The organism is Anaerolineales bacterium (assembly GCA_025808555.1).
Classification (GTDB): domain Bacteria; phylum Chloroflexota; class Anaerolineae; order Anaerolineales; family UBA11579; genus JAMCZK01.
In genome coordinates, this window is sequence record CP075526.1 from 1911688 (window position 1) to 1938186 (window position 26499).

26 protein-coding genes are annotated in these 26499 nt (G+C 60.8%); 10 read left to right on the top strand and 16 right to left on the bottom strand.

Annotation, left to right across the window (positions count from 1 at the left end; genetic code table 11):
- Positions 1–10 precede the first annotated feature (10 nt).
- The 4 genes from KIT08_09535 to KIT08_09550 are packed head-to-tail and all read left to right on the top strand — an operon-like array spanning position 11 to position 5695.
- On the top strand, positions 11–1579 hold the full coding sequence (locus tag KIT08_09535; protein ID UYN89327.1) for a sugar ABC transporter ATP-binding protein: 1569 nt from the start codon (positions 11–13) through the stop codon (positions 1577–1579).
- Positions 1580–4033: an amidohydrolase family protein gene (locus tag KIT08_09540; protein UYN89328.1), complete on the top strand. Its 2454-nt coding sequence runs from the start codon at positions 1580–1582 to the stop codon at positions 4031–4033.
- Between the two features lie 43 nt (positions 4034–4076).
- Positions 4077–4979 carry a cupin domain-containing protein gene (locus KIT08_09545; protein UYN89329.1) on the top strand — a complete coding sequence of 301 codons (903 nt, stop codon included), beginning with the start codon at positions 4077–4079 and terminating at the stop codon, positions 4977–4979.
- 17 nt (positions 4980–4996) lie between these two features.
- Entirely contained in the window at positions 4997–5695 is a 699-nt protein-coding gene (locus tag KIT08_09550; GenBank protein UYN89330.1) for an SDR family oxidoreductase, read from the top strand.
- Between the two features lie 78 nt (positions 5696–5773).
- Here the strand turns inward: KIT08_09550 and KIT08_09555 are convergent, their stop codons facing one another.
- The 9 genes from KIT08_09555 to KIT08_09595 form a co-directional block, all read right to left on the bottom strand.
- On the bottom strand, positions 5774–7264 hold the full coding sequence (locus KIT08_09555; protein UYN89331.1) for a glutamate--tRNA ligase: 1491 nt from the start codon (positions 7262–7264) through the stop codon (positions 5774–5776).
- A gap of 17 nt (positions 7265–7281) precedes the next feature.
- Positions 7282–8388 (bottom strand): rod shape-determining protein RodA, encoded by a 1107-nt coding sequence (locus KIT08_09560; GenBank protein ID UYN89332.1) that lies wholly within the window; start codon positions 8386–8388, stop codon positions 7282–7284.
- Between the two features lie 53 nt (positions 8389–8441).
- Positions 8442–8708: a cell division topological specificity factor MinE gene (minE, locus tag KIT08_09565; protein UYN89333.1), complete on the bottom strand. Its 267-nt coding sequence runs from the start codon at positions 8706–8708 to the stop codon at positions 8442–8444.
- Complete coding sequence (minD, locus tag KIT08_09570) at positions 8701–9513, bottom strand: septum site-determining protein MinD (GenBank protein UYN89334.1); 813 nt, start codon at positions 9511–9513, stop codon at positions 8701–8703. Before minD ends, minE begins: the two co-directional genes overlap by 8 nt.
- Before the next feature lie 5 nt (positions 9514–9518).
- Positions 9519–10223, bottom strand: a complete 705-nt coding sequence (gene minC, locus KIT08_09575) for a septum site-determining protein MinC (protein UYN89335.1) — start codon at positions 10221–10223, stop codon at positions 9519–9521.
- A gap of 111 nt (positions 10224–10334) precedes the next feature.
- Entirely contained in the window at positions 10335–12428 is a 2094-nt protein-coding gene (gene mrdA / locus KIT08_09580) for a penicillin-binding protein 2 (GenBank protein ID UYN89336.1), read from the bottom strand.
- The gene (locus tag KIT08_09585) at positions 12428–12922 is read right to left on the bottom strand and encodes a hypothetical protein (protein ID UYN89337.1); all 495 of its coding nucleotides are present in this window, start codon (positions 12920–12922) and stop codon (positions 12428–12430) included. The genes mrdA and KIT08_09585 overlap by 1 nt, the downstream gene beginning before the upstream one ends.
- A 4-nt stretch (positions 12923–12926) precedes the next feature.
- Entirely contained in the window at positions 12927–13769 is an 843-nt protein-coding gene (gene mreC / locus KIT08_09590; GenBank protein UYN89338.1) for a rod shape-determining protein MreC, read from the bottom strand.
- A gap of 71 nt (positions 13770–13840) precedes the next feature.
- Positions 13841–14905, bottom strand: a complete 1065-nt coding sequence (locus KIT08_09595; GenBank protein UYN89339.1) for a rod shape-determining protein — start codon at positions 14903–14905, stop codon at positions 13841–13843.
- A gap of 600 nt (positions 14906–15505) precedes the next feature.
- On the opposite strand from KIT08_09595, the gene glmS reads away from it, so the two are divergent.
- On the top strand, positions 15506–17347 hold the full coding sequence (glmS, locus tag KIT08_09600; GenBank protein ID UYN89340.1) for a glutamine--fructose-6-phosphate transaminase (isomerizing): 1842 nt from the start codon (positions 15506–15508) through the stop codon (positions 17345–17347).
- A gap of 79 nt (positions 17348–17426) precedes the next feature.
- Here glmS and KIT08_09605 read toward each other — a convergent pair whose 3' ends face one another.
- The 6 genes from KIT08_09605 to KIT08_09630 all read right to left on the bottom strand — a co-directional run bounded on the left by KIT08_09605 (position 17427) and on the right by KIT08_09630 (position 21408).
- On the bottom strand, positions 17427–17762 hold the full coding sequence (locus KIT08_09605; GenBank protein ID UYN89341.1) for a winged helix-turn-helix transcriptional regulator: 336 nt from the start codon (positions 17760–17762) through the stop codon (positions 17427–17429).
- The gene (locus tag KIT08_09610; protein UYN89342.1) at positions 17763–18227 is read right to left on the bottom strand and encodes an SRPBCC domain-containing protein; all 465 of its coding nucleotides are present in this window, start codon (positions 18225–18227) and stop codon (positions 17763–17765) included.
- 78 nt (positions 18228–18305) lie between these two features.
- On the bottom strand, positions 18306–19253 hold the full coding sequence (locus tag KIT08_09615; protein UYN89343.1) for a hypothetical protein: 948 nt from the start codon (positions 19251–19253) through the stop codon (positions 18306–18308).
- A 10-nt stretch (positions 19254–19263) separates the two neighbouring features.
- Positions 19264–19578, bottom strand: a complete 315-nt coding sequence (locus KIT08_09620; protein ID UYN89344.1) for an AzlD domain-containing protein — start codon at positions 19576–19578, stop codon at positions 19264–19266.
- Positions 19575–20294 carry an AzlC family ABC transporter permease gene (locus KIT08_09625; GenBank protein ID UYN89345.1) on the bottom strand — a complete coding sequence of 240 codons (720 nt, stop codon included), beginning with the start codon at positions 20292–20294 and terminating at the stop codon, positions 19575–19577. The genes KIT08_09620 and KIT08_09625 overlap by 4 nt, the downstream gene beginning before the upstream one ends.
- A gap of 40 nt (positions 20295–20334) precedes the next feature.
- A complete protein-coding gene (locus KIT08_09630) occupies positions 20335–21408 on the bottom strand; it encodes a LysM peptidoglycan-binding domain-containing protein (protein UYN89346.1) in 1074 nt (357 codons plus the stop codon).
- Between the two features lie 171 nt (positions 21409–21579).
- Between KIT08_09630 and KIT08_09635 the strand changes: the two genes are divergently transcribed.
- A complete protein-coding gene (locus KIT08_09635) occupies positions 21580–22344 on the top strand; it encodes a hypothetical protein (GenBank protein ID UYN89347.1) in 765 nt (254 codons plus the stop codon).
- 28 nt (positions 22345–22372) lie between these two features.
- Here KIT08_09635 and KIT08_09640 read toward each other — a convergent pair whose 3' ends face one another.
- Positions 22373–22978 carry a helix-turn-helix domain-containing protein gene (locus KIT08_09640; protein UYN89348.1) on the bottom strand — a complete coding sequence of 202 codons (606 nt, stop codon included), beginning with the start codon at positions 22976–22978 and terminating at the stop codon, positions 22373–22375.
- Positions 22979–23073: 95 nt separating this feature from the next.
- On the opposite strand from KIT08_09640, the gene iscX reads away from it, so the two are divergent.
- Genes iscX through KIT08_09660 form a run of 4 tightly spaced genes read left to right on the top strand, consistent with a single transcriptional unit; the run spans position 23074 to position 26495 of the window.
- Positions 23074–23286 carry a Fe-S cluster assembly protein IscX gene (gene iscX, locus KIT08_09645; GenBank protein ID UYN89349.1) on the top strand — a complete coding sequence of 71 codons (213 nt, stop codon included), beginning with the start codon at positions 23074–23076 and terminating at the stop codon, positions 23284–23286.
- A 38-nt stretch (positions 23287–23324) separates the two neighbouring features.
- Positions 23325–24002: an NADH-quinone oxidoreductase subunit NuoB gene (nuoB, locus tag KIT08_09650; protein ID UYN89350.1), complete on the top strand. Its 678-nt coding sequence runs from the start codon at positions 23325–23327 to the stop codon at positions 24000–24002.
- A gap of 9 nt (positions 24003–24011) precedes the next feature.
- Positions 24012–25796 carry an NADH-quinone oxidoreductase subunit D gene (locus KIT08_09655; GenBank protein UYN89351.1) on the top strand — a complete coding sequence of 595 codons (1785 nt, stop codon included), beginning with the start codon at positions 24012–24014 and terminating at the stop codon, positions 25794–25796.
- Positions 25797–25817: 21 nt separating this feature from the next.
- Positions 25818–26495, top strand: coding sequence for a 4Fe-4S binding protein (locus KIT08_09660; protein UYN89352.1), 678 nt, complete (start codon positions 25818–25820; stop codon positions 26493–26495).
- The last annotated feature ends 4 nt before the right edge of the window (positions 26496–26499 follow it).

The window sequence follows — 26499 nt, forward strand, 5'->3', positions numbered from 1 at the left end:
CTGGTCTAGAGTGACTGACAAGAATCAGAACCCCAGCAGCGAGAGCTTCGCGCTCTCGCTGCTGGGAGTTTCTAAACGCTATGGCACAGTGCAAGCCCTGAAGGGCATGGACCTGCAAGTTTTGCCTGGGGAAGTTCACGCCGTAGTCGGCGAGAACGGCTCAGGCAAATCCACGTTGCTGGGCATAGCCAGTGGCTTTGTGGAGCAGGACGAAGGCACTGTGCACATCATGGGCAAACCGCTCACCACGGATTCGCCAGCCAAGGCCCGCGAACTGGGCCTGGGGATGGCCTATCAGGACATCTCGCAAGTGGCCGGCATGACCGTGGCTGAGAACCTGTACTTATCTGCGTCAAAAGACGCCCGTCCGTCTACCTATTGGCGACTGAAGGACTGGGCCATTCAAATTCTGGCGCGCTTTGAACTGGATGACATTTTTGCTGAAGCTCCGATCGGCGCATTGGCGTTGGCCGAGCGCCAGTTGTTGGAAGTAGCCAAAGCCCTGCTGTCTGACCCCAAGGTTTTGCTGCTGGATGAACCCACCACGGCCATGGGCCCCTCCGAGGTGGAGTGGCTGCAGCGCACGATCAAAGAGCACACTGCGCGGGGCGTGGCCGTGGTGTATGTAAGCCACCGCCTGCCCGAAGTGCTGGGCCTGGCCGACCGCATCACGGTATTGCGCGACGGCCAGAACCAGGGCACGTATGAAGCAGACAAGATAACTGAAAAAGAGATCGTGGAGCTGATGATCGGCCGCCCGCTGGAATCAGCCTTTCCGACCCGTTTGGAGATCACCGAAGATACCGAAACCGTGTTGAAGGTGACCGACCTGCATGGCGAATACTTCGGCCCGGTGAGTTTTAGCGTACGCCGCGGCGAAGTGATTGGCATTGCCGGTGTGGAGGGTAATGGGCAGGGTGATCTTTTCTGGACGCTGTGCGGCGCCATCCCGCCCAAGGGTGGGCAGGTGCAGGTGTTTGACAAACACGTCAATCTGACTTCGCCCACCGGCGCGCTCAACTCCGGCATCATGCTGCTGGCGGGCGACCGCAAGCGCGATGCGCTGTTTTTGGTGCTGGGGGCGATCACCAACGCTTCGCTGCAGGCGCTGCAGAAGTTCACGCGACTGGGCTGGCTGATGCCGCGCCGCGAACGCGAGGCGGTGGGGGCGATGGGCCAGCAGTTGAAGCTGCGCACGCCGTCGTTGGATATGCCGGTGAGCTTTCTCTCTGGTGGCAACCAGCAGAAGGTCGTGATGGCGCGCCCCTTCCTGCGTGATGATGTGAATGTGCTCCTGGCCGACGAGCCCACTCAGGGCGTGGACGTAGCCGCCCGTTTCGACATCTATGAAGCTTTGCATACCAAGGCCGCCGAGGGCGCAGCTGTAGTGGTGAAATCGAGCGATCCGATCGAGCTGGCCAGTTTGTGCAACCGCGTGTTCGTCATCTCGCGCGGCCAGATCGTGCATGACATTCCGCAGGAGCATTTGAACGAGCGCACCATTATTGACGCCATGGTGCGCGGCGCCAAGATCGGCAACGTGGAAGATCAGTTTGCGTTCGGTGGAAGAGAGGATTAGATGAACCGGAACAAGGAGCGGCTGAAGAAGGCCGCCATCCGCATCCAGGAGTGGTATCCCCTGATGCTGCTCCTGCTGATGATCTATACGCTGGTGTCATATTCCGGCGGCAAGAGCAGCGCCTTCCTCTCCGAATACAACCTGAGCAACCTGCTGCAGGCCACCCTGCCATTGGCGATCGTAGCCATGGCGCAGGTCAACGCCATGCTGGTGGGTTACCTGGATATTTCTGTGGGCGCCGTGATGTCCTTCAGCATCGTGGCGGCCTCTTTTATTGCGACGAATGATGCCTCGCCACAATCGGTGGCGATCGCCGCCGGCCTGATCATGCTGGGCGGCGTGCTGGTGGGCTTGTTCAACTCGGTGCTGGTGCGCTGGGTCAAGCTGCCTTCTATTATTGCAACCCTGGCCACGCTCAGTATTCTGGAAGGCGTGGCGCTGGTGTTGCGCCCGGTGGCGTCCGGCACCATCAACGGCGCGGCGCTGGGCTTGCTGCGCACTAAGGTGGGTTGGGTGCCGGTGGCCTTCATCATTACGCTGGTGGTGGCGATCCTGTGGGATATCTGGCTGCGCCGCTCTGCGGGCGGCCTGCGCGTACGCGCCACGGGCCATGATGTGCGCTCTGGCCGCCGCCTCGGCATCCGGACCAAGTGGGTACAGGTGCGCGGCCTGGTGCTCTCCGGCCTACTGGCTTCGATCGCCTCTTTCTTTCTTGCGGTGCAGGTGGGCGTGGGTGATGCCCGTGCCGGCACCACGTTTGCGCTCACCAGCATTGCGGCGGCGGCCCTCGGCGGCACCAGCCTGGCGGGTGGCGTAGGTCACTTTACCGGCGCGCTGGCTGTGAGCCTGTTCCTGGCGCTGATCAGCAACATGTTCTCGCTGCGTATCATCACCAGCAGCTGGCTGAACGACCCGATCGTGATGGGCAGCCTGACGATCATTGGCTTGGTGCTGTACCAGGTGCATGACCTGCGCATGCTCATCAAGGAAAACTGGAAGAAGCTGCGCCGCGTGTTTACGGCGCGTCGTGAACGCAATAAGGATTATGCGGTGGCCAACGTGTTCGTTGAGCCGCCGGACACCGTTGAAAAGGGCCTGCCGGCCGGGCAGCAAATGTTGCTGAAAGGCGGCACGGTCATTTCGCTCGATCCCAAGATCGGCACGCTGCTGGTGGGCGATGTGCTCATCGAAGGCAGCAAGATCGTCCAGGTGGGGGCAAACATCCAGGCCAATGGCGCCACCCAGATTGTGGACGCCAAGGGCATGATCGTGATGCCCGGCTTTGTGGACACGCACCGCCATATTTGGGAAGGTTTGCTGCGCAATATCGGCACGGATGTTCCGCTGGAAGGCCGCAGCAGCTACATTACTTTTGTGCTCGGCCGCCTTGGCCGCGCCTATCGCCCGCAGGATGCCTATGCCGGCAATATCGTCAGCGCGTTCGGCGCGGTGGATGCTGGTATCACTACGCTGCTGGACTGGTCGCACATTCAGGCTTCGCCGGAGCACACCGATGCGGTGGTGCAAGCCCTGCGCGATTCCAACATGCGCGCCGTGTTCGCCTACGGCTTCCCGTGGTGGGGCAAGTATGAGCCCAAGCAGCCGGGTTGGTTCGTGCGGGCGGCGCGGGCACACTTCACCGGCAAGGATCAGTTGCTGACCTATGCATTGGCGGCGGCCGGGCCGGAGTTCACTGACTTTGAGATCACCCGCTCGCACTGGAATATGGCGCGTTCGGTGGATGCACGCATCACCACTCATGTGGGCGTGGGCACGTTTGGCCAGCGCCGCAAGGTGGAGGAGTTTGGGCGCAAGGGGCCGGAGCTGCTGGGGCCGGATACGACCTACATCCACTGCACCACGCTTAACGATACTGAGATCCAGATGATCGTCGATTCGGGCGGCTCGGTTTCGCTGGCGGCTCCGGTGGAGATGATGATGGGCCACGGCATGCCGCCCACGCAAAAGTTCCTCGACCGCGGGCTGAAGCCCAGCCTGAGTGTGGACGTGGAGACCAACGTGCCGGGCGACATGTTCACGCAGATGCGCTCGGTCATCTCGTTGCAGCACAGCCTGATCCACGAACGCCGGCTGGCGGGCGAGAGCGCGGTGCCCAACCTGATCACAGACCAGGACGTGCTGGAGTACGCCACAATCGAAGGGGCGCGGGCCAACGGGCTTGATCACAAGATCGGCACGCTGACCCCGGGCAAAGAGGCTGACATCATCATGCTGACCACCAACAAGATCAATGTCACGCCGCTCAACGACCCGGCGGCAGCGGTGGTGTGGGGCATGGACACCAGCAATATTGACACCGTGATGGTGGCCGGCAGGATCCTCAAGCGCGGCGGCCAGCTGGTGAATGTAGATCTCAACGCGGTGCAGAACATGGTGTACGACGCGCGTGATTATGTGCTGCGCCGCTCTCGCTTCAAACTGCCAACCATCTAGCCATTCATTGCCGCGGACAACCGCCTGCAGTTCAGGAGTGAAAATGAAGGAACGCTTTTTAGTACGTACGGCAGACCAGGCCGACTTTGTGCTACCCAAGGCCTTTGAGGGCATCAGTAAGGGATTCAGCCGCTGGTCTATTGTCAACGGCGAGTCAGGCTCAGTGCACCAAGAGTTCAATATTTGCGAGCTGGAGCCCGGCGGCCACGTGGATACGCACCTGCACACGTTCGAAGAGAGCGTGTATGTGCTGGAAGGCGAGCTGATCTGCGAAACCGGCGACGGCGCGTTCGCGTTGGAGAAGGGCGACTATGGCCTGATCCATGTGGGCGCCGCGCACGGCTACAAGAACCGCGGCGCCGGCAAAGTGCGCTGGGTGGAGATGTTGGCCCCGCAACCACGGCTGTGGAAGGACGGCGATGTGTTCCCGGTCAAGGGGCGGGTGGCCCAGGTGGGCGAGCCGATCCGCGTCAATCCACGCGATACGCGTACGCGTTTCTTTGGCAATATCACTGATCAGCACATGGACCCTGGCAAACAATCGCAGGAGTTGCTGGCCGTTTCGGGCAGCATGCGCACGGCGCTGCTGGTGTACACCGGCATTACGGTCAAGATGATGGTGGATAGCGACCTGGGCGCCCACTTGCACACCATGTTCATGGTCAAGTACATCCCCGGCGGCGGGGCCGGCAGCCATGACCACCCGTTCGAAGAGACTTACATGATCCTGGACGGCGAGGTGGAGGCCTGGTTCGACAACCAGACCTTTACTCTGAAGCCCGGCGATGTGGCCTGGGCCGGGGTGGGCTGCGTGCACGGCTTCAAGAACAAGATGAACACCACGGTGCAGTGGCTCGAAACCTCGGCGCCGCAATCCCCCTCGCGGCATGCGTATCGCTTTGGCCGTGACTGGGATTATTTTGAAGAGCAACTGAAGAACGAGTAAGGCAGAGGAGACACCTGATGGCAGACAAGGGCACTGTTGTAGTTGTAGGCGGAACGTCTGAGCTGGGCAAGGCGCTAGCCTTGCACTATGCCGGCAAGGGCCACCCGGTGGTTGTGACCGGCCGCGAGGCCGGCCGCGCCCAGAAGGTGGCCGAGGAGATCGGCAACGGCGCGATCGGTGTGAACTTTGACCTGAGCAAGCCGCGCGACATTGCCAAGGCGCTGGCGGATGTGAAGGACGTGCAATACCTGGTGCTGGTGTCGATCGCTCGCGACGAGAACAGCATTAAAACTTACGACATTGACCAGGCAGTGGAGCTGGTGACCCTAAAGCTGGTAGGCTACCCCGAAGTGGTGCATGCCTTGCTGCCGCAGATGCGGGCAGACGGCTGCGTGCTGATGTACGGCGGCATGGCCAAGGAGCGCCCGTACCCCGGCTCGGCCACGGTGACCACGATCAACGGTGGTGTCAGCACGCTGGTGCGGGCCATGTCGGTTGAGCTCTCGCCGCTGCGCGTGAACGCGATCCATCCGGGCGTGGTGGGCGAGACGCCGTATTGGGCAGACAAACCGGCCGGCGTGCTGGAGGCGCTCTCCGCCCGCACGCTGACCAAGAAACTGGTGACGATCAAGGATGTGACTGATGCGGCCATCTTCCTGCTGGAAAACCAGGGCGTCAACGGAGTGAATTTGGATGTAGATGGCGGCTGGTGGTAGGAATTCTCCAGCCATGAAGAACAGAAAAACACGGCCACAAGGCCGTGTTTTTTTTTTGTCGTTTGGGTGAGGTTCTTTCTAGCTGAGCTTGCTGAGTGCGTCCACCCCCGCCCGCAGGCGGGCCAGCACCGTCTCGCGGCCGATGAGCTCCATGCTCTCGAAGAGCGGCGGGCTGATCTCCTGGCCGGTGGTGGCGTTGCGCAGCTGGGTGAACAGGGCGCCGGCCTTGATGCCGAGCTCGTCGGCGGCGGCGCGCATGGGCGCCGCGGCGGCCGAGGCGGTCAGCTCCGGCAAGGCTTCGAGGATGTTGAGCGCCTTGGCCAGCACGGCGGCGGACTCGGCGGCGGTCTTGTCTTTGAGCAGCAGCTTCTCGGCCGGCACGTCTACGCTGGGGCGGAAGAAGAAACCGGCGATCTCAGGCGCATCGTCCAGCGTGACGATGCGCTCCTGGATTAGCGGCGTGATGCGCGCCAGCAGGGCCGGGTCGGCCTGGTAGCCGGAGCGCTCGAAGAAGGGCAGCAGGCGGCGAGCCAGCTCCTCGGCGGGCAGGGCGCGGATGTGCAGCCCGTTGAAATGGTCCAGCTTCTTGAAGTCGATCGCCGCGGGCGACGGGTTGAGCTTGGCGATGTCGAACTTTTCAATAAGGTCGGGCAGGGTGAAGAATTCGGTCTTGTCGTCGTAGCTCCAGCCCATCAGTACGATCCAGTTGATGACGCCCTCGGGCAGGTAGCCCATCTGGGCCAGGTCCTGAATGAAGATCGACTGTCCGGTCAGCTTCATGGCTTCGGTCTCGCGCTTGCTCATCTTGCCCTTGCCGCTAGGCTTGAGGAAGACTGAAAGGTGGATCCACTTGGGTTGAGGCCAGCCAAAGGCTTCGTAGATGTGCACATGCAAGGGTAGGCTGGGCAGCCACTCCTCGCCGCGCAGCACATGGGTGATGCCCATCAGATGGTCATCCACCATGGCGGCCAGGTGATAGAGGGCGTGGCCGTCGCTCTTGAGCAGGACGCGGTCGTCGATGGTGCGGTTCTGCACGGTGATGTCGCCGCGCAGCTCGTCGTGCACGGTGATGCTGCCGTCCTTGGGCGCTTTGAAGCGCACCACATGCGTCTCGCCGGCCGCCACGTGCTGCTTGGCCTCGGCCAGCGGCAGGTTACGGCACTTGCCGGAGTAGTGGGGCGGCTGTTTGGCTTCCTGCTGGGCTTTGCGCACTGCATCCAGCTCGGCCGGCGTGCAGAAACAATAGAAGGCCTTGCCGTTCTCCACCAACTGTTCGGCGTGCTGGCGGTAGATCTCCATGCGCTTGGATTGGTAATACGGCTCGTGCGGGCCGCCTACACCCGGGCCTTCGTCCCACTGCAGGCCCAGCCATTGCAGGCTGCTGGTCAGGTCTTGCTCGGCGTCCGGGTTGTAGCGCTTCTGGTCGGTGTCCTCGATGCGCAAAATATATTGCCCGCCGGTTTGGTGGGCAAGCAGGTAGTTATACAGGGCGGTGCGGCCGCTACCCAGGTGGGTAAGGCCCGTGGGAGAGGGCGCGAAGCGCACTCGGGCTGCGTTGGTCTGCGTCATGTACTGCGAAGCCTTTGCTATGAGAAGTTGAGGGATCGGTGACGAGCGATCACGCTTTGCACCAACCCGATACCAAACATAAAGGTCAGCAATGAACTCCCGCCCGCGCTGACAAATGGCAACGGCAGGCCGGTAACAGGTAACAGTTGTATGTTCATGCCGACATTCACGATGGTATGCAGCGCAATAATAACGCCAATTCCGTAAGCGATCAGCGAACCAAACGCATCTTGAGAAAGCCGCGCGGCGCGCACACAGCGCCAGATGATAAAAAGCTGCATGCCCAGAACGGCCATTGCGCCCACCAGGCCAAACTCCGCAGAGATGGCCGAGAAAATGAAGTCGTTGTGGCGCACCTTTAGGAAACGCAGCTGGACTTGGGTGGCCTGACCATACCCTTGGCCGAGCACACCGCCGGAACCGATGCTGATGAGCGCCTGGGTAACGTTGTAGCTGCTGCCGTAGCGTGCATCCTCTTCGGGGGCAATAAAGCGAATGATGCGGTCGCGCTGGTAGTCTTGCAGCAAGGGAAAGCTGATCACGGCAGCCAAGAGGCCACCTACAATGAACAGGGCCAAATGTTTGAGTTTAAGCCCGCTGGCCCACAGCAGCGAGAACCAAACGGTGAGCAGAACGATTGAAGTGCTGAGATTGGGCTGTAGCAGGATGAGGACCACCAGGCCGGCGGTCAGCAGCACGCTGCGGGCCACCCAACGCAGATCGCCGATCTTGTCACGGTTGCGGGCGAAGAAGTCGGCCAGGATGATGATCATGGTGATCTTGGCCAGCTCGGAGGGCTGCAGCACCACCAGGCCGATGTTGAGCCAGCGCTGGGCGCCGAAGCTGGTCTGGCCAGCCAAAATGGTGAAGAGCAGCAAGACCACCAGCAGCACATAGAGCACACGACTGGCCGAGATCCACAAGCGGTAATCGAGCAGGGTGCAAACAACGATAACGGCCAGGCCGGCAAGGGCAAAGTAGATCTGGCGGCCCAGCACGTTGAGCTCGACCAGTTCGGCGTTGCCAGCGATGGCGGAGCGGATCATGGCCACGCCAAAGGTGAGCAGCACTACGACTGCGCCGAGCAGCCAAAAGTCAAAGTGTCGCCAGATAGCGGTTCGCATGGGGTCTCGCCAACAGGATAAAGAAATCTGCCCTGCAAGCGCAGGGCAGATTATTACTCAGATGAGGACTGCTTTGGGGCGGCTTTAATGGGAATCTCAGCCTGCAGTGTGGCGCTACGGCCCTCTTGCACCATCTCCACGCGCACGGCGTGGCGGTCCACATCAATATGGCGCGCCACGACCTCGATGAGCTCCTGGCGCAGCGAGTCCATCACGCCAGGGGGCAGGACGCTACGATCATGGATCAACACGACGCGCAGGCGGTCCTTGGCGGTACTGGCGCTGCGCTTGCGCCCGAGGAGTTCGCTCAGGCTAGGCATTGCGCCCTTCTTTGGTCTTCATCAGCTTGGAGAGGCGGCCAAGGAAGCCGCTGTTGCCGTTGCTGGCACTGAAAGGGACTTCTTCGCCGGTAAGGCGGCGGGCAATATCGCGGAAGGCCTGGCCGGTCTTGCTCTTGGGCTCGAGGGCGATGGGGGCACCCTTGTTGGTGCTGACCAGTACGGCGGTGTCATCCGGCACAATGCCGATGAGTTCGACTGCCAGCAGTTCAAGCACGTCGGCTACTGCCAGCATGTCGCCGCGCTCGACCATTTCGGTGTTTATGCGGTTGACCACCAGCTTGGCGGGGCCTTTCTGCTCAGCCTCCACCAGGCCAATGATGCGGTCAGCATCGCGCACGGCGGAAACTTCAGGATTGGTGATGATCACCACTTCGTCGGCGGGAGCGATAGCGTTCTTGAAGCCGCGCTCAATACCGGCAGGCGAATCGATCACGATGTAGTCAAAGTCCTTGCGCAGCTCATCGCAAATGCGCACCATGTCTTTGGGGGCCACCGCGTTTTTGTCACGCGTTTGTGCGGCGGGGATGAGATAGAGCTCCTCCAGCCGCTTGTCGCGGATCATAGCCTGGCGTACCTTGCAGCGGCCTTCCACCACGTCTACCAAGTCGTAGACGATGCGGTTCTCGAGGCCCAGCACAACGTCAAGGTTGCGCAGGCCGATATCGGCGTCCATGCAGACCACTTTGTGGCCCATGGCCGCCAGGGCGGCGCTGATGTTGGCAGTGGCGGTGGTTTTACCCACGCCGCCTTTGCCTGAAGTAATGGTTATTACGCGTCCAGTCATCGTATTTATCCTAAGGTCCAATTTTCTGCAATTACCTGCCCGTCTTGCACGCGGGCAATCTCGGGGGAAATCTGGCCGCGCTCAGCGGGCGGGATGGCAATATGCCCGGCGATGCGCAGCTGGGTGGGCGAAAGATCCATGGCGCACACAAAGGCGTCCTCATTGCCATGGGCACCGGCGTGTACCAGGCCGCGCAGGCGGCCCCATACCACCACGTTGCCGCCGGCCACCACCTCGGCGCCGGGGTTCACATCGCCAATGATGGTGATGTGGCCGGGGGCATGCAGGCTGGCGCCGGAGCGCAGGGTGCGCCGCACCATGATGCCGCCATCCGGCCCCAGGTCTTGCGGGGCAGCGGGCTCGTCGTAGTCTTCGGCTTCCGGTTCCGGCGCGCGAGCGCCATCGTGGATGCGAGTGGCCATGCCCATCAACTGGGCGCTGCGCTCGGTGAGGGCCGAGTTGCTCAGCACACCCCACAGCAGCAGGCCGCTGTCGGTGACCCGGTCACGCAGGCGGCTCACGGCGGCCACGTTGAGGTCGTGCGTGTCTACGTTGATGATGAGCTTGGCGCCCTTGAGGAACTCACCCCGGCGGGTCAGTTCATCCAGCAGGGCTTGCTCCAGCGCGGGCCATTCGCCCTCGGGCAGGGTGACCAGCAGCCCTTCGCGGATGCCTTTGATGTCGATGGGTATGACTTGTACGTCGCTCACCAAAAAATTATAGCATTGCGGTTTTTGCGGCGCTGGGGAATGGAGTCATGTATGGGTCGAAACAAAAAGGCGCGGCCCTTGGCCGCGCCTTTGGGTCAAAAAAATCGAGGGCTACGGAGCGAGGCCGAGTTGCGTGTCAATGGACTTGAGCTCGAAATAAGCCTGGATGACGCGGTTGAGAATCGGGCCGGCCACAGACGAGCCTTCGCTGCCGTTGTATACGAAAGCCACCACGGCCAACTCGGGGTCGTCGTAGGGCGCGTAGGCGACAGACCAGGCGTGGCTGGGCCAGGCGCCGTACTGGCAGCGGTTGTTGGCAGCGGCCACCTCGTCGCAGTATTCGGCGGTGCCGGTCTTGCCCGCGGCAGCGATGGTGAGGTTGGCGAAGCGCTCAGCCAGTGTGCCATAGGTGACGGCTTCACGCATGCCGCGCTGCACAGCATCGATCACAGCCGGGTCCACCGTGCTCATCTCACCGGTGGGGCGGCAGGCGCCGATGCCTTGAGGGTTCTCATAGTTTTCAATAATGGCATCTTTGGTAATGTCCCAGCGCAGGTCTGGCTCGAAATCCTGAATGATGTTGCCTTCACCGTCCACCACCTGGCGCAGCAAGGTGGGGCGCATCTGCGCGCCGTCATTGGCAATCGTAGCAGCGGAGACAAGGACTTGCAGCGGCGACGAGAGGATATAGCCTTGACCTACGCTGGTGATATAGGTGTCACCAGTAGACCAATTCTCGCCCTGGTTCAAGCGTTTCCAGGTAGGGTCTGGCACCAGACCATTGACCTCATAGGGAAGCTCTACGCCAAGCGCACTGCCGTAACCCATGGCGCGGGCGTAAGTGCCCAGGCGGCAGATGCCGAGCCCTTCGGGGATCTCACCTTCATAGCCGCCGCCCAGCTTATAAAAGTACACATTGCTGGAGTTGGCGATGCCGCCATAGAAGTTCAGCTGGCCGAAACCCGCTCGGTTCCAATCCACAAATTCGCGGTTCTGGCCGGCTTCGCCTTCGTAAAAGCGCTGACTGACCGTGATCGAGCCAGGGGTCTGGATGATGGTTTCAGGTGAGACAATGCCTTCATTCAGAGCGCCCACAGCCGTGACGATCTTGAACACGGAGCCGGCGGGCAATTCAGCGCCGGCGGCGTGGTTGACCAGCGGTTTGGTGGCATCTGCCAACAACTGTTCGTAGTAGTAGGCGGGGATGAAGCGCGTCATGCGGTTGTTCTCAAAAGTCGGCCACGAGACCATGGCGAGGAGTTCACCAGTTCTGGGGTTCATGGCAATGATGACGCCGCTGGTCATATGGCTGCGCGGTAGATCCCTAAAATAGGCGTTCCACAGGCCCAGCTCTTCTTCAATAATGGCGGAGGCAGCCGCTTGCAGGCGAGCATCAATGGTGAGCACGATATTCTCGCCAGCAACAGCCTCGATCGGTGGCTCAATATCGCGAAGAACCTGGCCACCTGCGTCCGTTTCCACCACGCGGCGCCCGGGAGTGCCGCGCAGCAGCTCATCAAAGTAGAGCTCCAGGCCGCCGTAACCTACCTTATCGCGGTTGGGTACAAAGCCTAGGGCGCGCAGCGCTTCTTCCTGCGCAGCGGGAATGGGGCCAAGATACCCGATGATGGCAGCCGACATGGAACCAGTGGGGTATTCACGGATGGGTTCAACAACTACTTCAACCCCAGGCCAGTCCACGGCACGTTCTTTGACGGCGAGGGCCATCTCGCGCGAGACGTTGCACTGAATGGCAACGGGGTCGTAGGGAGAGAAGCTGGTCTGCAGCTCGATCATCTGGCGTACGCCCAGGTTGTCGCCGCATGGGATCAGCGGGTCGTCAATGCTGCCCAGGCTCACCGGCTGGTCAGTAAGCTCGGCCAGCGCGAAGATGATCTCCTCGATCTCGCCTTGGTCAGTCGGCAGGTTGGCGGGCACCACAACAATGTTGTATGAAGGCACATTCTGCGCCAGGATGACGCCATTGCGGTCGTAGATCACGCCGCGCTGCGGGGCGAGGCTGATGACTTCGGTACGATTGCCCTCGGCCTGGCTAAGCCAGTTCTCATGCTCCAGCACCTGCAGATAGAAGAGGCGCAGGGCAAAAATAAAGAAGACCAGCGCTACAAAACCAAAGAAGGTTAGCAGACGCCATTGCTCCAGCGAGCTTTGGGCTTTTTTCGGGGTTCCGTTTATCAGGCTCATCAGTTGGTAGGTGTGGCAAACAGTTTGTTCAACTCTGAAATTAAAGCATTTACGGGTAAGAGAAGGATGAGATTCAGCAGCAGGGTGGGCAGAGTAATGAGGTTAAAAGCTTCCCCGGCTGACATGGGGTTATCCGACAGCCATAGATAGCCCAGGGTGAGGATGTGTATTGTGAGAGTGCCCAGAATGAGACTGGTGAGCAGGGTAAGCATGCGCACTTGCCAGATGCGGCGATGCAGTAACTGGCACAGCAGGGCGGCCAGCGTGTAGCCGGCGATGAGAACGATGTCGGGCAGCGCGCTGGCATAACCCATCATCACGCCAGCCACCAGGCCCAGCCGCCAGTCTGGGCGGTTGTCCTCTTGCATCATCCAGGTGAGCAGTACCAGCAGCACCAGGTCTACGCTGCCTTGCAGCATGCGGATGCGCGGCAGCAGGGTGACCTGCAGCAGGGTGGCGCCCAGCAGGAGCAGTACAGCCAGCAGCGTACGCATGCTGCTAGCTCCCGCTGTCCAGCAAGGGGCTGATGTCGAGAGGCTGGAAGTTGACGATGACCAGCACGATCTCCAAGCGGGTGAAATCCACCGCTGATTGCACGGAGGCGGTTTGGAACAACGCCGTCGCCTCGCGGCGCACATTGCTGATCTGGCCGATGAGGATGTTGCCGGGATAGGCGCCACCAATACCGGATGTGAACACCAGGTCGCCGGCTTGCAGGTTGGCATCCAGCGGAATGAGGTCAATACTGAGCTGGCTGGTGACGCTGCCACTGAGCAGGCCGTCCACTTCGGAGGGCTGCATGCGCACGCTCACCTGGCTGCCGGGGTCGGTGATCAACTCCACTCGGGAGGCTGTGGCGGTCACCTGGGCGATGCGGCCAACCAGGCCCTGTTGCGAGACAACCGGCATACCGCGGCGTAACCCATCGTCTGAGCCGCGGTTGATGATGATGTAATGGAGGAAAGGGCTCGGGTCCTGACCGATGACGCCGGCCGCCTGGTAGGTGTTCTCAGGGCGGGCGCGGGCAAAATCCAGCAGGGCGGAGAGCAGCTCGCCTTCGGAGACCTGCTGCTGCAGGGTGATGATCTCCGTTTGCAGTTGAGCGTTCTCGGCGCGCAGCAAGGCATTCTCCTGTCGCAGGCTGGCGATGTTAACCGGCGCGTTCACAAAATCCTGCACGGCTTGAAAGCGTGTGTACAGCCAGCCTTGCACGCCTTCCACAGGGTTTAGGGCTCCCGTGAACAGCGGGGTAAGGTAGCCGCCCAGGGCCAACAGCAAAAGGCCTGCGGCGGCGACCAGCAGGGCGGCGAGCTGATAGGGATTGTTACGAGAGGGGCGCATTGTGAACCGCAGAAATCATATCGCTAGAATCCAGCCTGCTGCGGGTGGCTGGTACAGGCGCTAAGGCGCCATTAATCCATCTGGAGCAGAAAGTGGCGGTAGGCCTCAATATCGTCCAGCACCAGGCCGGCGCCGCGGGCCACGCAGGTGAGCGGGTCATCCGCCACCCAGCAGCGCAGGCGCAGCTCGTCGCTGAGGCGTTCGGCCAGGCCTTGCAGCAGTGCGCCGCCGCCGCACATGCACACGCCGTTGTCCATCACATCGCCCACCATTTCGGGTGGCACATCGTCCAGCGCTTCTTTCACGGCCTGGATGATCTGGTCCACCGGGCCGCTGAGCGCCTCGCGAATTTCGATGGAGGAGATCTCCAGCGTTTCGGGCAGGCCGGTCACCAGGTTGCGGCCGCGCACGGTGGTGGTCTTCTCTTCCTTGAGTGGGAAGGCCGAGCCGATCTTGATCTTGACCTGCTCAGCGGCGCGTTCACCGATGAGAATGTTGTACTTGTTGCGAATGTACTGCACAATGGCCTGGTCCAGCTCGTCGCCTGCTACGCGCAGGCTGCGGTTGGCTACCACCGAGCCGAGCGAGAAGACGGTCACTTCAGAGGTGCCGCCGCCGATATCCAACACGACGCTGCCGCCCACCTGGTTGATCGGCAGGCCAACCGCCAGGGCTGAGGCCGTGGGTTCTTCGATGAGATAGACCTCGCGGGCGCCAGCCAGCAAGGCGGCGTCGTTCACGGCACGCTTTTCCACCTCGGTGACGCCGGTGGGCACGCCCACCACCACACGCGGGCGGGGCAGGGGCACAATGCTCTGCTCGTGAGCCTTGCCGATAAAGTGGGCCAGCATGGCTTCGGTGATCTCAAATTCGGAGATCACGCCATCCCGCAAGGGGCGGATGACCACGACGTTTTTAGGGGCGCGGCCGGCCATCTCTTTGGCCACCTGGCCCACGGCGGCCTTATCGCCGACCATGATAGGGATGCGCGATTTCTTTTCCACCGCTACCCATGACGGTTCGTTGATGACGATACCTTTGCCGCGTACGAACACCAGGGTGTTGGCCGTGCCCAGATCAATGCCAATATCCAGCGAGAAAAAGCCAAGAATCCAATTGAGAGGGTTAAAGGCCATTCATACCCCGTAGGCAGAGCAATGCAAAGCACCCTGCCATGGCAGGGTGGGGTTCTTGTGTGAGTGACAACTTCTTCATTAGTTGTAGGCAGTGAACTGACTGCGAGACCTTGCAGAAAATCAAGTGATTCTACCATGCAGGCGCAGGCAGCCGTTCACCCGTCTTGAACAAATTGGATGGCTATGCTGGGTATAATCATGCCCACTTGAGATAAGTGTGAGGTGAAAGCGAGCAGATAAAACTACCAACGACATTTGAGGGAACAGCGCACGGCCCGGCATTTGTGGTCGAAAACCACGGCCGGGTGACGAGGTTGAGTTGGTTCTTGCGGAGCTACGCTCCGCTGGAGAAACAGAAGCATGTTTCTCCACGCTTCACCGCGAAGATAAGTGGCCCTGGGCCACGAAAATCGAATACTAGCAAGCGCAAGGGGGCGGCCGAAGGCCGTCCACCAGCTTGCGTAGATCAGCGGATGCCACTCCGGGAGACCCGCCCCCGAATTTCCCTCCAAGATAAAGCTGGCGCACAACGCCGCGTGGGCAACCATGCGGACAAAAGCCCCAGCAGCGGCCTATAGACAGTGTTGGAGGATTCTTCACATGTGTGGAATTGTTGGATACATCGGCCCGCGGGATGCGACGCCGATCATTTTGAACGGGCTTAAGCGCCTGGAGTACCGCGGCTACGACTCGGCCGGCATTGCCGTGCTGGAAGACGAGCACATTGAAATTCGGCGGGATGCCGGCAAGCTGGACCGCCTGTTCAGCACGGTGGAGCAGCAGCCCGTGCACGGCCAGCTGGGCATCGGCCACACCCGTTGGGCCACCCACGGCGAGCCCAACGTGCGCAATGCGCACCCGCACACCAGCGTCTCCGGCGAGGTGGTGCTGGTGCACAACGGCATCGTCGAGAACTACCTGGAATTGCGCGAAGAGTTGGAAGCCGAAGGCGTTGAGTTCAAGTCGGACACCGACACCGAAGTCATCGTGCAGCTGGTGGATCGCTTCATGGCCAAGGATGGCAGCCTGGAAGACGCCGCCCGCCAGGTGCTGCGTATGATCCGCGGCCATCATGGCATCGTGCTCTTCAGCTCACGCCAGCCAGACCGCATTGTTGCCGCCCGCATGGGCAACGCCGGTGGGGTGGTGGTGGGCTTTGGTAAGGACGAGATGTTCATCTCGTCCGACCTGCCCGCCATCCTGGAGCATACCCGCGAAGTCGTGTTCCTGGAATCGGGCCAGATGGCAGTCGTGACTCGTGATGGCATGAGCCTGAGCAACCTGCAGGGCGAGACCCTCGAGCCGCATGTGGACGTGATCTTCTGGGATCCGGTGGCGGCCGAGAAGGGTGAGTATCGCCACTTCATGCAGAAGGAAATTCACGAGCAAGTGCGCTCGCTCACTGACACCATCTCCGGCCGTGTGGATTTTGAGACTGGCCGTATCCTGCTGCCGGACCTCAAGCTCAATGAGAAGTTCGTCAAAGACCTGGAGAAGATCTACATCATCGCCTGCGGCACGGCAGGCTATGCCGGGCAGATCGGCGCCAAGTACATTGAACGCATCGCCAAGATCCCCGTGGAGTTTGACATTGCTTCCGAGTTTCGCTATCGCGACCCGCTGATCACGGACAAGATGGCCGTGCTGGCGATCAGCCAGTCAGGCGAGACGGCGGATACGCTGGCTGCCATGGCTGAGGGCCGCAAGCGCGGCGCCAAGTTGTGGGCCAACATCAATATGATCGGCTCGCAGGCCATGCGCATTGCGGATGGCTACATCTCGATGCAGACAGGGCCGGAGATCGGTGTGGCTTCCACCAAGGCGTACACCGCGCCGATCGTCAATTTGTACATGCTGGCCATTTTGCTGGGCGAAATGCGCGGTACGCTAGATGACAATACCCGCCGCGCCCTGGTAGCGGAGCTCAGCCATATTCCGGAGTGGGTATCGGCCTGCCTGGAACGTGAGGCTGAAGTGGAAGAGGTGGCGAAAGCCATCAAAGACATCACGCACTGCCTGTATCTCGGCCGCGGTATCAATGTTTCCACCGCGTACGAAGGCGCGCTCAAGCTGAAGGAGTTGTCTTACATCCATGCTGAGGGCTATCCTGCGGGCGAGATGAAGCACGGCCCGATCGCCCTGGTAGATGAGGATATGCCCGTGATCGTGGTTGCCCCGCAGGATGACCTGTACGAGAAGATGATCAGCCAGATCGAGCAGGCCAAGGCGCGCGGCGGCAAAGTGGTGGCGGTCGCCACGGTGGGTGACACACTGATTCCGGCGCTGGCGGACCATGTGCTCTGGATCCCCAAGACGCATCCACTGCTTTCGCCGGTGGCAGCCGTGATTCCGCTGCAGATACTGGCCTATCACATCGCCAGCTTACGCGGGCTGGATGTTGACCAGCCACGCAACCTGGCTAAGAGCGTGACGGTGGAATAAACCAGCCACAAGTCCAACTTGAAGCAAAAAGCGCTCACTCTTGTGAGCGCTTTTTGGTTGTCTGGTTTCTGTTTTCGTTTTACTGCCTAGGGCTTTGAGCTTCTGCCGCATCTTTCAATGCTTGCAGTCTCTCCTCCCAAAAGGCAGCGTATTTTTGCACCCATTGTTCCACTCCGGCAAGCGGTGCCGGGTCTACCCGGTACCACAGCTCGCGGCCGCGCCGCTCAGCAAGCACCAGGCGGCTGCTACGCAGCACGCGCAGGTGCTTGCTGACCGCAGGCCGGCTGATGCGCGGAAAGCGCTGCGCCAGTTCACCGGCCCGCAACGGGCCGGTGGCCAGCAGCGCGTCGAGGATGCGGCGCCTCGTGCCATCTGATATGGCCTGGAAAGCCGCTCCATCTGTGCTGCTGGGCATTTAGCTTGCCTCCACAGCTTTCTTCAGGTCATTCAGGTTTTCTGCAATCGTCCAGCCTTGGATGTGGCCTTCGTATTGGCTCTTGCCAATGTCACCCAGAGCTTCAAAGCCGGTGTGGGTCAGCGTGACGCGAGTGCCGCCGCCTTCTGCTTGCAGTTGCAGCGTTACCAAGGTGCTGACCGGCCAGGGCGTGCCTTGCTCCGGGTCGTGCTTCCAGGTGAAGGCCAGCTCGCGCTCCGGCTCCAGCGTGACCACCTCTCCCGTGAAGCGATAAGGCCCTTCACCTGGCAAATTACCCTTCATCTCAAAGCGACCGCCCAACTTATGTTCAAAGATCAGGCTGAGCGCCAGCCACTGATTCATACCCTCCACGCTTGCCATCAGGCTCCAGACTTTGGCGGGAGCGGCGTTGATGAAGATCTCGAACTCTATCTTGAGTTCCTGGGCGGAATGTTTACTGAGCATATTGTCCTCCAATATGTAACCGACTGGTTACTAATATACGCCAAAAGAACAGCGAGAGCAAGCGCTACTTTTTTGAAGCTAAGAAGCCAGGGAATGCCAGCGCAATACTCGCAGCGCCCGCAGCGTAAGCCAGCGGCTTGGCTGGCCCAGGGTTTCCATACGAAAGTGCTCGGCGCCATCATGGTAGCTTTCCAGCAGCCAGACGCCTTCGGCAGTTTGTTTGCTGGCAACCAATGCCACCGCTTCGGCGGCGCGTGGATCGGGAGCGGCGCCTGTGCTGTGCAAATAGTCCAGCGCCCACAGGATGTCGTAATGCCAGCGAGTCGGGAAGGTGATGATGCGCCAGTCCTTGCCGCTCTTGCGGTCTTGTTGGATGGGTTGGCCGCTTTGCAATGACTTATAAAGTTGGCGCTGCAGCAGGAATTCTTCGCCGCGCTGGCGGGCGGCTGCGATACGGCTGTCGCCAGTGGCCCGCTCGTAAGCAAACAGGCCTTCCAGTACGCAGATCGTGGTGTTGAAGGACGAGTGTTTGCTTTCCGGTGCATCGCAGTTCCAGCCGCCGTCTGGTAGCTGTTCACTTAGCAGCCGTTCGGCCAGCGCCGGGCTGGCCGCGCCGAAATAAGCGCCGATGGCCAGCACGCGGCCGTTGATGCACGGCTCGCTCTCGCCTTCAAAGAATGGCGCGTGGTTGTGATATTGGCCCCAGTTGCTATGCTCGCGCACCAGTTCGATCGCTTTGCGAGTGGGCTCACTGCGCGGGTCAAGCCCCATCTCGCGCAACAGCATCAAGGTCTCGAAAGTAGACGCCCAACTCTGGTAGACCCAGGCGCCGCCGCCCCAGTCACCATTTGGCTGCTGCAGGCTGAGCAGATGCGCACCCCAGCCCTCGTGCGCCACTCGAGCGCGCTCGGCTGCCACAATCTCGGCAGGAGCGTCGGCGATGTCTTGCAGGACTTGCCAGCGGATGGCAGGGTCAGCATCCAGCAGCCAATCCAAGGTCGTTTTGTTCGGCGGTGTATAGGTCATGTTGCCTCCGCTATAAAAACGCGCGCCATATCAGGAAGGCCGCCATGCCCACTACGATCGTGAGCAACAGATTCTTGGTGCGCCAGGAAACCAGGATCGCGATAAGGCTGGCTGGCAGCATGGCATTGTCCAGCGCTAGATACGGCTGGCCTTCGTCCAGCAACACGATCGGCGTAATGATCGCCGCCAGCACCGCCGGCGGCACGTAGTGCAAGGCGCGCCGCACACCCTCGGGCAGCTCGCGGCGGCTCAGAGTAATGAGCACTGGGATGCGCGTCGCCATGGTGGCCAGGGCCATGCCCACCAGCAGCCATAACTCATTCATGCCGGCTCCTTCCGTGGCCAGGCTCGCTCGGCCAGCAAACCAGCCAGGATGCCGAGCACGGCGGCCAGCAGCAGGCCGCTGCGGTGCGGCAGGTTGATCGCCAGCAGGGCGGTCGCAGCTGCCACCAGGACCGAGATCAGCTCTGGCCGGCCCTTGAGCATGGGCACCAGCATGCCCAGGAAAGTGACCACCAGCGCAAATTCCAGCCCCCAACTGGCCGGGTCTGGAATGGCCTGGCCAGCAGCGATGCCAACCCAAGTGGCGATCTGCCAGTTGAGGAACATGGCGATCTCGCTGCCAAGCAGATACCACTTACGCTCTTCAAGCGTTTTGCGCTCTTCAAAGCCTTTGGCGGCAACCACGAAAGATTCGTCAGTGAGCCAGAAACCCAATGGGGCCAGCCAGCGAGTGCTCAGACCCTTAAGCTGCGGCGCCAGCGTAGCGGCATACAGGATGTGACGCGCGTTGACTACGAACGTGGTGAGCGCGATCACCAGCACCGGCGTACCCGCCGCTACCAAACTCACCGCAATGAATTGGGCTGAGCCGGCGAATACCACGGCTGACATGGCCGCCGTCGCCAGCGGGCTCAGCCCGCTGGCGATGCCCAGCGCGCCGTAGATGAGGCCAAACGGCCAGGCGCCGACCAGCAGCGGGAAGGTATCCCGCGCGCCGGCCAGGAATTGCTGTTTGCGATCGTTTTGGGAGGGGGGCATGCCGGCCAGATTCTAACAGGCAGGGCGTCAGCAGCAGGGATTAAGTGATCGGTGCGAAGGGGTCGTTCTCGTCTGGCTCTGGTTCACTAGCCGGGCGTTGAATGAAGAAGCTGGCCACTACCACGCTAAGGATGCTGATCATCGCAATGCCTACTACCAATTGCACGCTGCTATTGGCGGAGTTTTGCTCGCTCTCTTGCTGCAGCAATTCTTGCTGAGCCTGGGCCACGGCGGCTTGCACCGTGGCGTCAGTATCGGCAGCCGAAAGTACAGTGACTGTGGCGGTCGCCGTGGGGCGCTGGGTGGCGGTGGCGCTCGGCGTCGCGTTCGGGTCCTCGGTGGGCGCACGCGTAGCTACACTGCCCGCTGGCGCCACGATCACTTCGTCGCCTGGATGGAGCACTTCCCATTCGCTGAAGCCGTTCAACTCCAGAAGCTGCTGCAGTGGCACTTCGTAGACAGCGGCAACAGTCCACAGAGTTTGGCCTGTACGAATGATATGCATGATCGAGCCGTCTGGCTGCGGCTCGGCTTTGGTGACGGGGATCATGATCTGGGCTGGCGGCTGGCTGCTTTGCCCGCTGCTGGCAGCAGGCGTGCCCGCGCCGCTGGGCGCAGCCACGCCGCCGGCGCTATAGCCGGTCACGCATACGAAGTAATAGCGCGTGGTGCCATCATTGGCAACGCCACAGCCAATATGGATGTAAGTAGACGCGATCATAGTGGGGTTGTGGTTGGGTGACTGCTTCCACCAGGCGATTGCGCTCTGGGCAGTCTCGCCCATGCCGTACTTGGCGATCTCGGAGATGAAGATGGTGGAGCCGCCGCCGTAACCGGCCGCGTAGGCACGGTCACGCGGGCGTGATCCGCCGGGACCGGTGTGGATGTCGCCGCCGGTGGCGCCTTGTGTGGAAGCAAGGTAATCAGCCTGGCCCTGGGCCAATTGATAAAGCAGAGGGCTCTCTTCGTAGGGCGGCAAGCCGAATTCGGCGCGGTAAGCGTTGATAAGCGCCACCACTTCACTCGGCGAGCCTTGGGGCTCGGGAGCAAAACCGGGGGCGGCGCTGATGAGTAGCAGTGAGGCTAGGGAAAGCCAGCGAAGCAGAGTACGCATAGTGACGCTGATTACAAATGCTACCACTTTGCTTTTGCGCTAAATGAATGCGCGGTGAGCGAGATGACAAGGTCTACGCTGGCTAGACCTTTGTCTATTTTCAAAGCTGTTAATTCTTTCCTGCGTCCGGCTTCATACAATGAAATCAGTAAAGCGCTGAGGAGGGGCTTCATGAACGAACGAAAGTTTTTATTCTGGCGCTGGATTGCGTTGCTGTTCACGTTACTGCTGGTGCCAGCCTTGTGCGTTGCTGCTGCATTTGCAAGCAACCTGCAGATCACTTCGCCATATTTCAGCATCAGTTTTGGCCCGTCCCAAGATGAAGGCCAGCCTCCGCTGATTGTGTTCACCGGTAGTCCCAACCAGCCGCCGGTAGTGAACGGCGAGCCACCCGATGGCGGCCCGTCGCCCACCACTGGCGGCCCGCAGCAACCGCCGGGCAACAACCCGGCCGGCACCTCGGGCAATAGCTGCTTGCTGGGCGTGCTGTGTCTGAGCGTGAATGCAGGTATGGGTAATGCTCAACTTGTGAATCTAGACCTGGGCAAAGCAACGGCCACAGCCAACCCGACACAAACTGGCAGCATGGGCTGCCTGTTGGGGTTGCTGTGCATCACTACTGTGCAGCCCACCGCGATCGCCACGCAAGGCGCGGGCGCCTGTGAAGGGTTGGCGTGTGTGGATGCTGGCTTGGGCACCGAAGGCGGTGACCTATCGTTGAATGTGGGCGCCGAACTGCCGGTAGTGGGAAGCCAGCTTGGCGTTGACGTTGATAATGGCGAAAACGGTCTTGAGTTGAACTTGCAGGTGGGCAATGAACAGGGTGACGAAGGTCAGGATTTGAATCTAAATGTTCTCGACGTGCTTCAGATTGGCGTGGGTGGGGGCAATGGCGGTGTGAGCATTGGGCTTGGCTTGCCCTCGCTTTTCCCGTAGCCAGGATTTCTAAAATTAAAGGGCGCCGCTATGTGCGGCGCTCTTTGATTCTAAATATGCACTGAGGTGTCCCTTGAGGGCCAGGTTGCAGCTTGCTGGCTTGCTCCGGGTCGGCACCCAGCAGCTCTTCAAGCATGTGGGCATCCACCTGGCACAGTTCCGGGTGCTGTTCAATGATCGCGGCAAACGGACAGTGTCCCAGCACCACTTGCGGGCCGCCGGGCCGCGCCTCCCAGCGGGGGCGGTAGCCCATAGGTTCCAGCTTGCGCATGGCCGCCACCAGCCGCTGGCTGGTGTTGCGGGCAGGGCGCTGGGATTGCAGGCCGCCGGGCTGGCCCAGCAGGCGCTGGGCCAGCGGGCGCAGGCTGGCCGGCCGCAGGCCTTGCAGCAGGGCTCGGCTGAGCCCTGCAAGATGGTCTGGCTGGGCCTGGGCAGTCAGCGAGTAGGTGAGCTGCGGCCGCCCGCGGCCGCTGGCAGCGGGCTGGCTGACGGCGATTAGGCCGCGCTGCTCCAGGATGCGCAAGTGGCGCCGCAGGTTCTGGGTGCTCATGCCGAAGGCTTGTGCCATTTGCTGGGCGCTGGCGCTGCCGCGTGCGTCGAGATAGTCAAGGATGTTTTGACGGGTTGCTTGCACATGCTTATTTTAGCAAATAAATATTTACTTTATTCATGGGCGTTGACTCAAATGTTCAACCATGTATAATGTGAACGAAAGAACAATCGGGAGCAATGGCCCGCCAACTGTACTGGGACGCCATATATGAGATTGTGTTGGCGTTGAAAGAGCGCTACCCGCAGGAGACCCTTGAAGGCGTCTCGCTGGGTGACATCTTTCAGTGGAGCATCGCTCTGCCAGGCTTTGCGGATGACCCCGAGCTGGCCAACGATGAGATCCTGGCCGCCATTTACCAGGAATGGTTCGAAGAGATCAACCCGGTGTGAATCGGGTAGTGAACAAACGCTAGTGGAGATGAACGTAGATGACTGACACCAATCCCACCGTAAATAGCGCCGGCTACGAAGTGCCGCCGGAATTGCGCCAGAATGTGGCCGTGACCACCCTGGACAAGATCTGGAACATGGGCCGCCGCTACTCCGTATGGCCGATGATGTTCGGCCTGGCCTGCTGCGCCATTGAGATGATCTGCACCGCCGCCAGCCGCTATGACCTGGCCCGCTTCGGTATGGAAGTCATGCGACCCAGCCCGCGCCAGTCTGACCTGATGATCGTGTCGGGCACCGTCACCAAGAAAATGATCCCGCAGATCGTGCGCCTCTACAACCAGATGCCTGAGCCCAAATATGTGCTCGCCATGGGCGCCTGTGCCTCCGGTGGTGGCCCGTTCAAAGAAGGCTACAACGTAGTCTCGGGTGTCGATCAGTACGTGCCGGTGGACGTGTACGTTCCCGGCTGCCCGCCGACCCCGCAAGCGTTGCTGCACGGCCTGATGAAGCTGCAAGAGAAGATCGACTCCGAATCCATTACTACGGTGCGCTGGTACGGCAAGGATGACATCCCTGCCATCCCGGTGCCGCTGTTGGGTCCGGACCTGATCGACCCGCGTGACAACGAACTCATCAAGCAGGAAACCAGCAAGAAGCCGGCCGCGCCGGCCGCCCCCGCTGCGCCTGCACCCGCCGCCGAAGCGGCCAGCTAAGAGGCAAGCATGACTGAAGCTACAACAACTGCCGCCCCTGTTGAGAAACACGAACTTGAAACGCGCTTTCCGGATGCCGTAAAGGCAGAGGCGCGCCCCGGCTATACCGGCTTTTTGGTCGAGACCAGCAAGCTGACGGAAGTGGCCACCGCCCTGCGCGACGAAATGGGATACGACTATTTGTCCTCCGTCACCGCGGTGGATTATTACTCCGATGCGCCTAACGCCGAGAACTTCATCGAGGTGGTTTACCACTTCTACAAGTCCACTGGCGGCGGCGCGCTGGAGATCAAAGTACAGACCCCGCGTGAGAACTCCACTGTGCCTTCGCTGACCCCGCTGTATCCCGGCGCAGACTTCCAGGAGCGCGAGGCGTATGACCTGTATGGCGTGAACTTTGAAGGCCACCCAGACCAGCGCCGCATCCTCATGTGGGAGGGCTTCGCCGGCTACCCCATGCGCAAGGATTGGAAAGAAGCTTACTTCGAAGAAGAGGTCAAGCCTTTCAAGAACCGCTGGCCCGAAGGCCAGGTCTATCGCATTGAGGACCGCAACCCCTTCAATAAGAACAACAAGTATCCGCAGGGTTTTGACCCTGTAGGTTTCAAGGAAACCGACGACCCCAAGCTCTATGAAGTGCTGGAGCGGGCCGCCCGCGAATATAGTGAGGACATTGACACCGAACAGGTGGTGGTCAACCTCGGCCCGCAGCATCCTTCCACTCACGGCGTGTTCCGCATGGCGGTGCGCCTTGACGGTGAGACCATCGTGGCGCTCAAGCCTGTGATGGGGTATCTGCACCGCAACCACGAGAAGATCGGCGAGCGCAACACGTGGACGATGAACATGCCGTTCACCGACCGCCTCGACTATCTCTCCTCCATGAGCAACAACTTCGGCTACGCCCTGGCGGTTGAGAAGCTGATGGGCGACAAAGCTGCTCCCCCGGAGCGTGCCGAGTACCTGCGCGTCATCATGGCTGAGCTGACCCGCATCAGCAACCACCTGTGGGCGGTCGGCTTCCTGCTCAATGACCTGGGTGCCTTCTTCACTCCGTCACTGTACGCCATCCAGGAGCGCGAGCTCATCCTGGATATCTTCGAAGCCACGACCGGCTCGCGCATGATGTGCAACTACTTCCGCTTTGGCGGCGTAGCGCGTGATCTGCCTGAGGGCATTTACGGCAAGATCAAGGATCTGGTGTTCGAGCGTCTGCCGCGCAAGATCGACGAGCTGGACATTTACCTCTCCGAGAACGAGCTGGTGCGTAGCCGCTCCGAAGGCGTTGGCGTCATCACTCCCGAGGAGGCGATCGCCTTCTCCACCGCTGGCCCCGTGCTGCGTGCCTCCGGCGTGCCGTACGACATCCGCCGCGCCGATCCTTACAGCATCTATGACCGCTTCAAATTTGAAGTTACGGTGCGCCAGCATGGCGATGTGTATGACCGCTACATGATCCGCCTGGACGAAATGCGCCAGAGCCTCGACATCCTCAAGCAGGCGATAACGGACCTGCCGGGTGGGGCGGCTGGCGGCGAAGTGATGAATGGCAAGAACCCCTATCAGGTGCGTGTGCCCGCCGGGGAGTCTTACGGCCGCGTAGAAGGGCCAAAGGGTGAGCTGGGCTACTACATTGTGTCCAACGGCAAGGGCAACCCGGCCCGCTACCACGTGCGCGCCCCAAGCTTCATCAACCTGACCGTGCTTGAGAAGATGTGCGTAGGCCAAAAGGTGGCCGACGTAGTGGTCAACCTCGGTTCCATTGACATTGTGCTTGGCGAAGTAGACCGCTAAGGCAGGCTGGAGATAAAGACTATGTACGGACTCGGTATTCTCAAAGGCATGTGGGTGACCCTGACCCACTTCATCGACTCCTATGTCGAAGACATCAAGTGGCTGGGCCGCAACCGCTACTTCTCCAAAGAAGGCATCCAGCATCGCCGCAGCAAGGACACCAAGGGTATCTTCACGGTTCAGTACCCTGAGGAGAAGCTTCCGGTGCCTGAAGAGTTCCGCTTTGTTCCCTTCCTGATTTACGATGTAGACGCGGATGGCAACAAGCAGGATCGCTGCACTTCATGCGGCATCTGCGCCAAAGTGTGCCCTCCGCAGTGCATCTGGATCGTGCGCACGGAAGACCCCGTGACCAAGCGCCCCGTGCCGGAGCCGGTGGACTTCTTCATCGATGTGGACATCTGCATGAACTGTGGCTACTGTGCAGAGTACTGCCCGTTTGACGCCATCAAGATGGATCATGATTACGAGATGGCCTCGTTTGACCGCCACGCAGAGCACATCTTCAACAAAGAGAAGCTCTCCAAGCCGGCTGGCTACTACGCTGGTATCCGCCCCACGAACTTCAATCGTGAGGAGACTCTGAAGGCGGAGGAAGCCGCCAAGAAGGCTGCCGCCGCGGCCGCCAAGGCTGCGGCCGCTGCTGCCAAACCCGCCGATGCCGCTGCAGGCAATCCCCCAGCGACTCCGGCGCAGTAAGCAG